This window comes from Gordonia jacobaea (assembly GCF_965344965.1).
GTDB classification, from domain to species: domain Bacteria; phylum Actinomycetota; class Actinomycetes; order Mycobacteriales; family Mycobacteriaceae; genus Gordonia; species Gordonia jacobaea.
In genome coordinates, this window is sequence record NZ_CBDRLS010000003.1 from 191,131 (window position 1) to 204,200 (window position 13,070).

At 63.5% G+C, this 13,070-nt stretch carries 12 protein-coding genes; 8 read left to right on the forward strand and 4 right to left on the reverse strand.

Annotated elements, in window-relative coordinates; translation table 11 throughout:
• Positions 1-9: 9 nt before the first annotated feature.
• From ACRVY7_RS11690 to ACRVY7_RS11700, 3 genes are read left to right on the forward strand one after another with little or no spacing between them, the layout of a single operon-like run.
• Entirely contained in the window at positions 10-1,107 is a 1,098-nt protein-coding gene (locus ACRVY7_RS11690; protein ID WP_049697205.1) for an amidohydrolase family protein, read from the forward strand.
• A 2-nt stretch (positions 1,108-1,109) separates the two neighbouring features.
• Complete coding sequence (locus ACRVY7_RS11695; protein WP_431817180.1) at positions 1,110-2,474, forward strand: MFS transporter; 1,365 nt, start codon at positions 1,110-1,112, stop codon at positions 2,472-2,474.
• Positions 2,475-2,507: 33 nt separating this feature from the next.
• The gene (locus ACRVY7_RS11700) at positions 2,508-3,971 is read left to right on the forward strand and encodes a benzaldehyde dehydrogenase (protein ID WP_049697207.1); all 1,464 of its coding nucleotides are present in this window, start codon (positions 2,508-2,510) and stop codon (positions 3,969-3,971) included.
• Positions 3,972-4,143: 172 nt separating this feature from the next.
• Here ACRVY7_RS11700 and ACRVY7_RS11705 read toward each other — a convergent pair whose 3' ends face one another.
• Both ACRVY7_RS11705 and ACRVY7_RS11710 read right to left on the reverse strand, forming a co-directional pair.
• The gene (locus ACRVY7_RS11705) at positions 4,144-5,112 is read right to left on the reverse strand and encodes a PDR/VanB family oxidoreductase (protein WP_431817181.1); all 969 of its coding nucleotides are present in this window, start codon (positions 5,110-5,112) and stop codon (positions 4,144-4,146) included.
• Position 5,113: 1 nt separating this feature from the next.
• On the reverse strand, positions 5,114-6,235 hold the full coding sequence (locus tag ACRVY7_RS11710) for an aromatic ring-hydroxylating dioxygenase subunit alpha (protein WP_049697208.1): 1,122 nt from the start codon (positions 6,233-6,235) through the stop codon (positions 5,114-5,116).
• 124 nt (positions 6,236-6,359) lie between these two features.
• Between ACRVY7_RS11710 and ACRVY7_RS11715 the strand changes: the two genes are divergently transcribed.
• On the forward strand, positions 6,360-6,965 hold the full coding sequence (locus ACRVY7_RS11715; RefSeq protein ID WP_431817182.1) for a PadR family transcriptional regulator: 606 nt from the start codon (positions 6,360-6,362) through the stop codon (positions 6,963-6,965).
• Positions 6,966-6,967: 2 nt separating this feature from the next.
• Here ACRVY7_RS11715 and ACRVY7_RS11720 read toward each other — a convergent pair whose 3' ends face one another.
• Positions 6,968-8,248, reverse strand: a complete 1,281-nt coding sequence (locus ACRVY7_RS11720; RefSeq protein ID WP_431817183.1) for an HRDC domain-containing protein — start codon at positions 8,246-8,248, stop codon at positions 6,968-6,970.
• Between the two features lie 10 nt (positions 8,249-8,258).
• Positions 8,259-8,897 (reverse strand): DUF3000 domain-containing protein, encoded by a 639-nt coding sequence (locus ACRVY7_RS11725; RefSeq protein ID WP_431817184.1) that lies wholly within the window; start codon positions 8,895-8,897, stop codon positions 8,259-8,261.
• 209 nt (positions 8,898-9,106) lie between these two features.
• Here ACRVY7_RS11725 and hemE point away from each other — a divergent pair, with 209 nt between their 5' ends.
• From hemE to ACRVY7_RS11745, 4 genes are all read left to right on the forward strand, one after another.
• Positions 9,107-10,132, forward strand: a complete 1,026-nt coding sequence (gene hemE / locus ACRVY7_RS11730; protein WP_431817185.1) for a uroporphyrinogen decarboxylase — start codon at positions 9,107-9,109, stop codon at positions 10,130-10,132.
• 19 nt (positions 10,133-10,151) lie between these two features.
• Positions 10,152-11,567 carry a protoporphyrinogen oxidase gene (gene hemG / locus ACRVY7_RS11735; protein WP_431817186.1) on the forward strand — a complete coding sequence of 472 codons (1,416 nt, stop codon included), beginning with the start codon at positions 10,152-10,154 and terminating at the stop codon, positions 11,565-11,567.
• Positions 11,568-11,662: 95 nt separating this feature from the next.
• Complete coding sequence (gene hemQ / locus ACRVY7_RS11740; RefSeq protein ID WP_049697214.1) at positions 11,663-12,358, forward strand: hydrogen peroxide-dependent heme synthase; 696 nt, start codon at positions 11,663-11,665, stop codon at positions 12,356-12,358.
• A gap of 20 nt (positions 12,359-12,378) precedes the next feature.
• Positions 12,379-13,065 (forward strand): haloacid dehalogenase type II, encoded by a 687-nt coding sequence (locus ACRVY7_RS11745; protein ID WP_431817187.1) that lies wholly within the window; start codon positions 12,379-12,381, stop codon positions 13,063-13,065.
• Positions 13,066-13,070 lie beyond the last annotated feature (5 nt).

The following is a 13,070-nucleotide window of genomic DNA, read 5'->3' on the forward strand; positions in this document are numbered from 1 at the left end:
GAAGCCACCATGAATGACCAGAAGGCCGTGGAGCGCGGCTACCGCAGGATCGCGGTCGAGGAAGCCTACGCGCCGACCGAGATGCTCGATCTGTACCGCCGCCTCCTTGACACAGGTGCGGTCAATGATCGCGGGTTCGAGTCTTTGATGGGGTTCTACCTGCGCAGTGACGCAGCGAAACCCGTTGCTGTCCGGCGTCGATTGGCAGATCTCGGAGACGAGAGGCTCGCCGATATGGACGCGGCCGGTATCGATCATCAGGTGCTATCACTGACATCTCCTGCCACGAACGTGCTGGATGTCCCGAGTGCGCGTGAGATCGCTGCGCTTGTCAATGATCGGCTCGCAGAGGCCTGCGCTCGGCATCCGGACCGGTTTTCGGCGTTGGCAGCGGTTCCATTTCAGGACGTCAACGCCGCAGTGCGTGAGTTGGATCGGGCAGTCAACACCCTCGGACTGCGAGGTGTGATCGCGAACTCGCACATCGCGGGAACCTATCTCGACGCCCCCCGCTACGCGCCGGTTCTAGAAGCGGCGGAAGCGCTCGGTGTGCCCGTGTATCTACACCCGAACACTCCGACGAACGAGATGATCGGCCCGTTGTTGGACAGTGGAATCGACGGCGCAATTTTCGGGTTCGGCGTCGAGACCGGCATGCACCTGCTGCGAATCATCACTTCCGGCGTGTTTGATCGTTTCCCCGACCTCAAGCTGGTGGTGGGGCACCTCGGCGAGGCGCTCCCGTATTGGCTCAGCCGGATCGATTACATGCACGCAGCACAGGTCGCGGCAGGTCGGTATGAGGCGATCAAACCGCTGCAGCGAAAGCCGAGTGAGTACTTCCGTACGAATATCTGGCTTACTACCAGCGGAATGCCGTGGCAGCCGGCAATCATGTTCGCGCGCGAGGTCGTTGGCAACGACAGAGTCATGTATGCCATGGATTACCCATACCAATACGTTCCGGAAGAAGTTGAAATTCAAGACAATCTGCCGATATCCGCCGCAGATAAAAGAGCGTTCTTCGAGACCATTGCGGTAGATGTCTTCGGATTACGAGAACCGGCCACGGCGGGTATCGCGTCGCCATCCACGAAGGGGCAGTGACCATGAGTCTGGCCGAACAGATAAAAGAGTCGTCCATGAGCCGATTCCAAATACTCACTGTCATCACATGCTTGGCGGTCGTTGTCGTCGAGGGCTACGACGTGATCGTCATGTCGTTCTCGGCGTCGGCGATAGCAGATGAATGGGGCGTGACACGGAGTGTTCTCGGTTACGGGCTGAGCGCGTCAACTGCAGGTATGGCGCTGGGTTCGCTCTGCATTGCCCCCATCGGCGATCGCATTGGGAGACGGATGGTCGGGTTGAGTGGACTCGCAGTCGTCGCAGTGGGTATGGCGTACTCGGCTGTTGCTCCCGATTTCGGCAACCTGATGCTGTCCCGCCTTATCACGGGTGTCGGTATTGGAAGTGTGATGGCCTCAGTCGGCGTCGTCATCGCAGAGTATTCGTCACGTCGCCGGGTAGGTCTCACAATGGCACTCTTTGCCGCCGCGAACGGTACAGGCGGAGTCCTCGGTGGCCTCGCGGCAGACATGCTGATCTTTAGCTATGGTTGGCGGTCGGTGTTTGCAGTCGGCGCCGGCGCAACCTTGGTCATCTTCGTCGTCGCTCTCGTTGCGATGCCCGAGTCGCTGGCATTCCTGTCGACCCGAACCGACGATCGCGCGCAACGGCGACTGCGCAGAATCGCGGCCAAGATGGGTCTCCAAGTCGATGCCGAGCACCTCCAGGTGTCCGGCGGCGTGGATAGTAATGGGCGGTATCGAGACCTATTCGCACGCAGCACCGTAGTCAGCACCATCCTGCTGTCGCTCGGTTATGGCGCACTGATGACGACCTTCTACTTTATTGTCAGCTGGACGCCCAACCTGGTGTCCGATGCCATCGGTGATGATCGCCTCGGTATACAAATTGGTGTTCTGCTGCCACTCGGTGGAATCGTTGGTTGCGTGGCGTTCGGTCTTTTGACTGCGGTCGTCAGAGTTCGACCCTTGGCGGCAGTTGCGCTATCGCTCGCGGCCGTATGTACGCTGCTGATGGCGTACGCGCTGAGTACAGGGAGTGCCCCCATCGTCCTAGCGCTAGCAATCGGGGTGCTTTTGAATGCGGGAATCAGCGCGTACTACGGCGTCATTCCATCGGCATTTCCAACTCAGATACGCACGACGGGATTCGGTTTCGTTCTCGGCATATCCAGAGTACTGGGGATAGCATCGCCAATCATCGCGGGATATCTCCTTGGCTTCCTTTCCGGTGCAATGGTATTTGGACTCTTCGGAGTGGTGCTGGCCTTATCTGCGATCGCTTTCATTGCGCAAGGCCGGTTGTCTGAATCTGAAGCCGATGATGTGCCGACTGAGTCCACTGGAGCCGTTCTTGCGACTCCTGCGCCAGCATTTGACGATTGACCACCCAGCATCATCGAGAAGAAGGAGAACAATATGACTGAACTACTGGAGAAGCCGGTGTGGGAATCGGCAGTTTTCAACGGCACGTGGAACCCGGGAAGTGGTAAGGATCTTCCGGTCGTCGAGCCTGCTACTGGCGCGCAGTTGAGCACTGTCGGAGGTGCCAGTCCCGCGGACGTCGACGCTGCTGTGGCGAAGGCTGCAGTTGCGCAACGGGAGTGGGCCAACACCCCGTATACGGTCCGCGCCGCGGTCCTCCGACGGGCCGGCTTGTTGTTTGAGGAACATGCCGACGAGATCAACGAGTGGATCGTTCGGGAGAGCGGCGCGATCACAGCCAAGGCCGAACTCGAAACGCACGTCGCCGCAGAGGAGTGCTACGGAGCATCGGCGCTCGCCGCACATCCGTACGGCGAGGTACTGCGCTCGGAGCAACCGCGGATCAGTTATTCGCGGCGGATGCCGGTTGGTGTGGTGGGTGTAATCGCACCTTTCAACTTTCCGTTGATCTTGTCGATCCGAGCCGTGGCCCCAGCACTCGCTCTCGGTAATGCCGTTGTGCTCAAACCGGATCCGCGTACGTCGCTCTGTGGGGGTGTCGTACTCGCACGGATCTTCGAGGAAGCCGGGCTTCCGGAAGGGCTACTGAGTGTTTTGCCCGGCGGCGCCGACGTCGGCGAGGCACTGGTTGTGCACCCGCATGTCCGGGTCATCGCGTTCACCGGCTCAACCGCGGCTGGACGAGCGATCGGAGAGCTGGCGGGCCGTCACCTCAAACGTGCTCACCTCGAACTCGGTGGCAACAACGCGCTCATCATCCTTGACGATGTTGACATCGAGAAGGCTGCGTCCATTGGTTCCTTCGGTTCATTTATGCATCAGGGACAGATCTGCATGACAGTGGGCCGACACATCGTGCACGAGTCGGTCGCTGCCGACTACGCGACCGCGCTGGCTGAGCACGCGTCGCGCCTACCGGTCGGCGACCCGTTCGTCGAACAGGTGGCCCTGGGACCGCTGATCGATGCCGGACAACGTGACCGGGTGCATGCCCTGGTGTCCGCGAGCATCGATTCCGGTGCACGTGTGCTCGCTGGCGGAACCTACGATGAGTTGTTCTATAGGCCAACGGTTCTTACCGACGTATCCACATCTGCGCCTGCATTTGCGCAGGAGGTTTTCGGTCCGGTCGCGCCGATCGTGTCGTTCGCGGATATCGATCAGGCTATCGCGATCGCGAACGATTGCGAGTACGGGCTATCGCTCGGGATTCTGGCGGCAGACGGACTCCGCGCCTTGGAGGTGGCCGACCGGATCCCGACCGGGCTTGTTCACATCAATGATCAGACCGTCAGCGACGAGGCAGTGATCCCGTTCGGTGGTACAGGCTTCTCTGGCAATGGAGGCAGGGTGGGCGGAGTGGGCGCAAATCTCGACGCCTTCACTGAAACCCAGTGGGTCACTGCGCAGTCGGCGTTGGCGAGCTATCCGTTCTGAGTCCACTTCGTAGTTGAGGCCGACGCATGACGTCTGGCAGTACCGCCACCGCACTCGCGGTGGCGGTACTGCTGTATCGGTCTCACGAATGCGCGCCAAGTACGGACAGGGCGCACGCATAGAAATCGCCGCACCCGATTTCGGGTGCGGCGATCGTCAATAGTGGAGCGGGTCAGGGAATTTCGAGTGTCACGCTTGCACGGCGGCCGCCGGAGACGACTCGGGACACGCAGCAGCACATCGTGTCGTCCGCCGACTTCTGCTTCTCGCTCAGGAAGACGTCGCGGTGGTCGATTGTGCCGTCGCTTGCCACAACCTTGACCTGGCAGAGTCCGCATTCGCCCTTTCTGCAGTCGAACATCATGTCTGCGCCGGCTTTCTCGAGAGCGGCGAGTAGCGAGTCGCCCGGGCTGACGGTCGTCGTCAGGTCGAGCTTGGGGATTGACACGACGAACTCCTGAGCGTCGAACCATCCACTGTTGCCGAATGTCTCGTAACGCAGGTCGGTAACCGGCAGGTCGTGGTCGAGCCAGCAGCGTCTCACCGCATCCATCAGGCGGATCGGGCCGCACATATAGAGTTCCGTGCCGGTGCCGAGCGCTGCGATAAGTGAGGTCACATCGAGGCCGGAGCCTTCATCGTCCACGGCCACATCAATGCGGTCTCCGTGCAGCGCAACCAGTTCGGGGAGAAATGCCATCGCTGACCGTCTACGCCCAACGTAGACGAGGCGATAGTCGGCGCCCACGCGACGTAGTACCGCAGCCATTGCCGCGATGGCCGTGATACCAATGCCGCCTGCCAGGAGTACATATCTCCGTGCGCCGACCCTCAATGGAAAATTCTGCAGTGGCGCAGTGACATTGACGTCGTCACCCGGCGCCAAGTCATGCATGAAGGTCGAGCCACCGTTGCTTGTGGGCGACAGTCGTACCCCGATCGTCACTGCTCGGCCGTCGGCGCTGCCTGACACTACGGAATACGACCGAGTTGTTCCGTCGGGGATCCGGACGTCGATATGCGAACCGGGCTCGGCACGATGCGACTGTTCGGTCTCGATGGTGATCTGTGCAATCCCGTCGGCAGCCGGACGTGTCGAGCTAATTCGCCCGTACATCCACGTGATCTTGTTGTCGGTCACGCTATCTCACCGATCCGCTTGCGAGTGCATCGATGTTTGCGACGGTCGAACGTTCTGCTTCGATCATTCGCTGGATGATGCGCCGGACCCACATTCCGCCAGCGTCGATGTTCAGGTTATAGAACTCATGGTCGGGGTTTGCTTCGATCGCCCGCTGCTGGGCGGTCAGCATCTCCTCGTCTTCTCCGAAGACGTTGTGTACACCATCGCGTAGTTGCGTGGTGATGAGTTGGCTATCGAGGCAGTAGTTCCGCATAAAGGCCCAGAAGTACAGTGCCGTCCGCTTGTCCACGGGGCTGATTGTGTTCATTACGTAGCCGTTGACGCCATGACTTCGGTCGCCTTCGGGGGCGCCGCTGCCTGCCTTCGCAACTCCGACGTCGATGCAGATCGTACCCGGCGCCTGAAATTCGATGATTTGCCAACGGTCGACCTTGCCCTCGAAACCGGGGAACTTGTCGCGCATGTTCTTGAGCCAGAACGGTGGTGCGTCGATGTCGTGCATCCACCGGCTCACGGTCACGGTGTTGTGCGTGTGGGTGACTTCGAAGTCGGATTCACTGAGTTCGTCCTGCCCAATCGAGGAGGAGTGAACGAACTCCTCGTGTGTGAGATCCATCAGATTGTCGAGAACAAGCTGATAGTTCGCTTGGACATCGATAGTGAGTCCATCACCTGCCCACTCGGGGGAATCCATCTGATGCATATCAGGAATTGTTGCGGGGTCCGCAAGCGTCGGATCTCCCGGCCACACCCAGAGGTAGCGATAGCGCTGCTCTATGGGGTAGGAAGCGACCATTGCTGAGGGATTGATTGTTTCCTGAGCTGGCATCTGCGTGCATCGCCCCGCTGAGTTGAATCGCAGGCCGTGATAGGGACACTGAACCTCGTCGTTGCCTATGCGCTTGCCCATCGAGAGAGGCGCGAGTCGATGCCAGCAGGCATCCGCAAGTGCAACTGGTCGTCCATCTGAGGTGCGATACAGGGTCATCGGAGTGCCTGCGATGGTGCGAGGTAGCAGCGACGACGAGTTGACCTCGTGGTCCCACGCCGCTGCGTACCACGCGTTGAGCGGGAACTCCATGTTCTTGGCGGTCGCGCCGCCCGGTCCTAGATCGGTCAAGGGATCGTCCTTCCAGGCTGTGGAATAGCTATCATCATAGTTATTAGGTGATGTGAGACACACGATAACTATGGCTATAGTTATTCGCAAGAGCCGTGGCCGGACACTGCGGGTAAGGAGAGTCGTGAGCTTGCGATATGCACTTCTGGCGGTGCTTACTGCTGGTCCGCTGACTGGATACGACGCCGCGAAGCGTTTCAGCTCTTCAGTCGGGCATGTCTGGAGTGCGCCGGATTCACAGATCTACCCCGAACTGCGCCGGATGGAGCGTGAGGGCCTTCTCGTCGGCGAAGAGGTTCGGTGGGGACCAAACAGCACGAAAACGCAGTACCGAATCACCGACGCGGGTGTGGAGAGCTTTCGTGTCTGGGTGAACACGCCACTCGGCTACTCGCCGACCCGCGATGTGCATCGCACTCAAGCGGCCTATTTTGAATGGGCAAGTCCCGAGTCGGCTCGGCAGATCCTGCTTGCTCACGCTGCTCACCATGCTCGTCAGGTCGAATTGCTTACTGTCATACGCGACGGAATCAAGGCGGGCACCGACCCAGCCATCAGTCGTCGACTAGAAAGTGCACCTCAGTCAGATCGAGAGCGAATAATCGCGTACAAAGTGCACATGTACGACGGCATGATAGCGCAAGCGAACATGGAAATAGATTGGGCGCGTGAGGGTTTGGATCTCGTCAATCGAATGAACCCAGGTCGCGACGTGGACCAACCGGAGTAGCGCTAGTCGCCCGACTGTGCCGTCGTCGGGTCTGCGTTCAACGCATCGGCAAGAGCAACGTCGGTCAGGTCGCGCTGCCACGGTCGGGCCCCGCCCGCCGCGAGGTACGCGTCGACGGCGTCCGGTGTCGCGGGCAAAGCCACTCCGTCCCAGGCGAGTTGGCGTACCAGGTCGGGTGCGAGGAGATTCTCGACGGGCAGGTTGTTGCTCTCGGCGATCTCTTTGACGATCGGACGGACCTGCGCGATGCGCGCGGCGGCGTCGGGGTTGCGCTGTTCCCACCTGCTGATAGGTGGGAGTCCTACTGTCGGACCGCGTTTCGACGGCAGTTGGGATTCGGGGAGGCTACGCGCGCGATCGATCGCGCCGAGCCAGATCCCGGCCTGACGGCGTTGCCTGGGGCCGCCGAACACGGGCAGTCGGGTCAGCTCCGCCTCCGAGGTAGGCATGGCGTTGGCTGCGGTGACGATGGCCGAATCGGGCAGGATTCGGCCGGGTGCGACATCACGACGCTGAGCGAGTTGTTCACGGGCAGTCCACAACTCGCGGACCGCAGCCAACGATCGGCTGCTCTTCACCGTGTGCACATTGGCGGTCCTACGCCATTTGTCGACGCGTGGGGCAGGGGCCGGCCGGTCGAGAACGTAGCGGAACTCCTGGCGCGCCCACTCGTCCTTCCCCTGTTCCACCAGCGCCTGTTGCACGGCGTCGCGTAATTCGACGAGCACTTCGACATCGAGCGCGGCGTAGTTGAGCCAATCGTCGGGGAGCGGTCGGCGCGACCAGTCCGCGGCGCCGTGGCCCTTTTGGAGGCCGAGTCCGAGATAGGTGGCGACCATCGCTGCGAGATTGACCTTGGGCTCCCCGAGGAGGCGCCCGGCCAGTTCGGTGTCGAAGACCGTCTCGCAGCGGAAACCGAGTTCGCGCAGGCAGGGCAGATCTTGATCGGCGGCGTGCAACACCCATTCCGGGCCGTCGAGGGCCTCGATCACCGGGGCGAGTGCCTCGGGCTCGCTGATCGGATCGAGCAGAAACGACCCGGAACCCGTGCGGCGCAACTGAACGAGGTACGCCCGCTGCGAGTATCGATAACCCGAGGCGCGCTCGGTATCGACGGCGATAGGGCCGGTTCCCGCGGCAAGGCGTTCGGCGGCGTCGGCGAACTCCGCCGCGCGCGACAACACGGGCGGAACACCGTCGGAGGGTGCGAGCAATGGTTCGACGGCCGGCTCTGCAACGACCTCGGTGCCGGAGTCGGCGGGCCGATCGTCGGACGTACTCATCTCGATGTACTCACACCGAGCCGAGTTCGGTGATCCCGACCGGCGGCAGACCCGCAGCCGACGAGAGCACCTCGCAGAACGCCTCGAGATGGCCGCCGAGGCCGTCGGCAGTGGGAGCGGTCCACGATGCTCGTAGTTCGAGCTGATGTGCCCTGGGCGGTCCCGCGATGTCGCCGTAGCGCACCGACGTCGTCGACGTGACCGTCCCGCCGAGCGCTGTGACGACGATCGGTTCGCCGGTCCGCGACATCTGGGTGCCGTCGCTCGACGTCGAACCCACGTCTGCGCCCAGCGCATCGGACAGCCAACTCCACGCCACCTCGGGCAGAAGTGGATCCATCGCAAGGGCGGCCTCGACCTCGGCCTGGATGTAGGCGACGAGGCGCATGGTGCCGTTCCAGGCGTCCTGGCCTGCCGGGTCGTAGAGCAGGACCAATCGGCCGAATGCGCTTCCCGACGAGTCGACCGGCACGTCGTCGTCGATATCGGGTACGCGCACCTCGGCGCCTACGGCGTAGCTGTACGGGGCAAGTCGCTGCGGGGGACGGATCGGCCCGACCTCGATATCGCGTCGGATCTGGGCGGTGTGCAGCGACTCGACCGCGGTGCGGAAGTCAGCAGGCTCCGTCGGAGCTCCAGAGGAGGTCACATCTCGACGGTAGAGTGAGGTAGGCGTGGCCGACGGGAGGCGCGCCGGGCAAGGGGGGCCTTGGTCGGCGGTGTGTCGGGTCGGCGGTGTGTCGGGTAGTCGGGGAGCTCTCAGAGTAACGCCGACCTGGTCGGCCTGCGCCGTTGTCGCACATGGCAGAGTGATTGGTGATGTCACACCCTGCCCGCACGCGCCGAAATCATGCCCAGATGCCGCTCATCGCTGCCGCGACCGGCGGCACGCCCACACGTCGCCCCGTGTGGTTCATGCGGCAGGCCGGCCGATCCCTGCCTGAATACCGTGCCATTCGTGCCGATCACGGGATGCTCGAGTCGTGCTTCGATTCGTCGATGGTCTGTGAGATCACCATGCAACCGGTGCGGCGCCACGACGTCGACGCCGCAATCCTGTTCTCCGACATCGTCGTGCCGCTCAAGGCCGCCGGAGTCGACCTCGACATCGTGGCCGGTACCGGCCCGGTCATCGCGCATCCGGTGCGGACCGTCGACGACGTGGCACACCTCCCAGCCCTCGATCCCCAATCGGTGGGTGCGATCGCACGGGCCATCGGGTTGATACTCGACGAACTCGACGACGAGACCGCACTCATCGGATTCGCGGGTGCGCCGTTCACCCTTGCCTCGTATCTGATCGAGGGCGGACCGAGCCGCAACTACACCATCACCAAGTCGATGATGTACTCCTATCCGGAGCTCTGGCATGCGCTGATGGGGCGTCTCGCCGACATCACCATCACCTTCCTGCGCACCCAGCTCGACGCCGGAGTCGACGCGATCCAGCTCTTCGACTCGTGGGCCGGTGCGCTCTCGGATGCCGACTACCGGACGTTCGTCGCGCCGCACAGTGCGCGCGTGCTGGCCGAGGTCTCCGATTTCGGCGTGCCCCGCATCCACTTCGGTGTCGGGACAGGGGAGTTGCTCGAGTCCATGACCAAGGTCGGAGCCGACGTGATCGGCGTCGACTGGCGCGTACCCCTCGACGATGCCGCGCGCCGGGTCGGCGGACGAGTCGCAGTGCAGGGAAACCTCGATCCCACAGTGCTTTTCGCCGGCGACACGGCGGTCGACCAACATGTTCGACGCATCGTCGCCGAGGGGGAGCGTGCAGTCGTGCACGGCGCGGCCGGGCACATCTTCAACCTGGGGCACGGTGTGCTGCCGGGAACCGATCCGGATGTGATCACGCGGACCGTCGAACTGGTCCATTCGATCTGAACGCTCGCGAGGTGAGGACATGACCATCGACGTCGCCGTTGTCGGAGCGGGCATCTCGGGTCTCACCGCGGCATTCCGGCTGCGGCAGCAGCTCGGTCCCGACGCACGTATCGACCTGTACGAAGCGGGGGAGCGGACGGGCGGAATTCTCAAGACGGTCGACGTCGGTGCTGACGGTCGGGGGTCGGTGCTCGTTGATGTGGGCGCTGAGGCGTTCATCGTGCGACGGCCAGAGGCGCTAGGTTTGGTCACCGAGCTCGGACTGGCTGATCGGGTGGTGTCGCCGACCGGGCGTCGACCCGCACTGTGGGCGTCTGGCCGATTGCACGACATGCCCCGCCCCGCGCTGATGGGGATTCCCGCAACGCCCGACGCGGTGGCCGACCTGGTCGATCGGGCAGATCTCGAGCGGATGGGTACCGAACCCGACCGTCGGTTGGAATGGGCTCCCGGTGCCGACGTCTCGGTGGGAGATCTTGTCGCCGACCGGTTCGGTCCGTCGGTGGTGTCGCGCAGCGTCGACCCGATGCTCGGCGGGGTGTATTCGAGCCTGGCCGCGGATATCGGTGTGCGCGAAGCGCTTCCGGCTTTGGCGGCACAGCTCGATGCGGGTGCGCCGAGTCTGACGGCCGCGGTCGGCGCCCTGCTGGCCAACCCGACCGCGACCGGGCCGGTCTTCGGAACGTTGGTCGGCGGGTATCGAGTCCTCGTCGAAGCGCTGCTCGACGCCGCGCGACCCGACCTCCGCCCCTGCGCGGCGGTGACCGATATCCGACGCGACGGCTCGCGATGGGCACTGTTCACGGGCGATCGCCCGGCCGGTGCCGGCGCGAGCTACGACGGCGTCGTCCTGTCGACGCCGGCGTGGACGACGGGACACATGCTCCGCCGTGAGGTGCCCGACGCCGCGTCGACGTTGCTGGCGGTCGAGCGGGCGGGATCGGTGGTCGTCTCCATCACGCTGGCGCCCGACACCGCACTTCCCGACAACTCCGGGGTGCTCGTCGCCACGGGAGAACACCTGCGCGCCAAGGCTTTCACGCTCAGCTCACGCAAGTGGGCGCATCTCGGCGAGCCCGGCGGGGCGTTGTCGGTGCGTGCGTCCTTCGGCCGATACGGGCAGCCGATTCCCGGCGAGGACGTCGAGCCAGGGATCGACGAACGCCTGCGCGACTGGGCACTGGCCGATCTCGATCGTGTGTGTGCGGCGGCAGGCATCGAGCCGTTGACGGGACGCGTCGTCGACACCTTCGTGCAGCGATGGACGCTACCGCGTTACGCGCCAGGACATCTCGCGACGATGGCGAAGGTCGAGGAGTCGCTGCCCGCCGGGCTCGCCCTTGCGGGCAACGCGGTGCGGGGTGTCGGAGTCCCCGCGTGCATCGGTCAGGCAGGCAGGGCCGTCGAACGCCTGCTCGGCGACCTGGAGGCCTAACCCCGCTGGTCGAGCGGGCGTGAGCGCCAGCGAGCACCCGAGTCGAGACCACCCTGCCCGGTTCGCGGACGCGCGCCGGTGGCACCATTGATCTCATGAGCCGCCTCGACTACTCCGCCCTGAACTCGACGATCCGCTACCTGATGTTCTCGGTATTCGCTGTGCGCCCTGGCGAGCTCGGCGACGACCGTGACCAGGCCAAGTCGGACGCCACCGACTTCTTCAAGTCGCTGGAGGACGAGGGCGTGGTCGTGCGCGGCGTGTACGACGTGTCGGGACTGCGTGCAGATGCCGACTTCATGATCTGGTGGCACGCCGAGCACATCGAGCAGTTGCAGGCCGCCTACAGCCGATTCCGTCGCGAGACGCTGCTCGGCCAGGCGTGCGATCCGGTGTGGAGCGCAGCGGCGCTGCACCGGCCGGCAGAGTTCAACAAGAGTCACGTGCCTGCCTTCCTCGCCGGTGAAGAAGCCGGGAAGTACATCTGCGTCTACCCGTTCGTGCGCTCTTACGACTGGTACCTGCTACCCGACGAGGAGCGTCGGGCGATCCTCGCGGAACACGGCAAGGCTGCTCGTGGTTACAAGGACGTCAGGGCCAACACGGTCGCGTCGTTCGCGCTCGGAGACTACGAGTGGTTGCTCGCCTTCGAGGCGCCGGAGTTGCACCGGATCGTCGACCTGATGCGCGATCTGCGCGCCACCGAGGCTCGCCGTCACGTGCGCGAGGAGATTCCGTTCTTCACGGGACCACGCGTCGAGGTCGTCGACCTCGTCGACGCGCTGCCTTAATTCCCGAACAAGGAGGGCACGTGGTCAAGGTCCTGGCCGTCGACACTTTCGGCACCGTCACCGATTGGCATTCGGGTGTGAGCGCCGTTCTGGCCGAACAGTTTCCGACTGTTGACAGCTCGCAGCTCGCGCGCGACTGGCGAGACACCTACGCGCCGGCGCTGGAGCAGATCGAATCGGGTGCCAGGCAGTGGACACTGCTGGACGATCTACACCGCGAGTCATTGGACGCATTGCTGCGGGACTCGTACGACATCACGGCGACTTCGACGCAGTTGGACACGGCCGTCCACGCCTGGCACGTCATCCCGGGCTGGCCCGACGCCGCGGACGGGATTCGCCGCCTGACGTCGAAGTTCGTCGTCTCCGCGTTGAGCAACGGCAACGTGGCGCTACTCGCCGAGATGGCCAAGCACAACGGATTCGACTGGGACTTCCTCGGAGGAGCTGACCTGTGGCGGCACTACAAACCATCGCCAGAGGTCTACCTCGGGATCGCGCGCCTCATGCAGGTGGAGCCGTCGGACGTCCTGATGGTCGCGACTCACTCGTGGGATCTCGACGCGGCTCGCGCGTGCGGACTGCGCACCGCCTATATCGAACGTCCCCGCGAGTGGGGTCCGGTACACAAGGACGAAACCCCGAATCCCCTCGACGACCTCCGCGCCACGGGCTTCGACGACCTGGCCGATCAGCTCGGCTGCTGATCGGC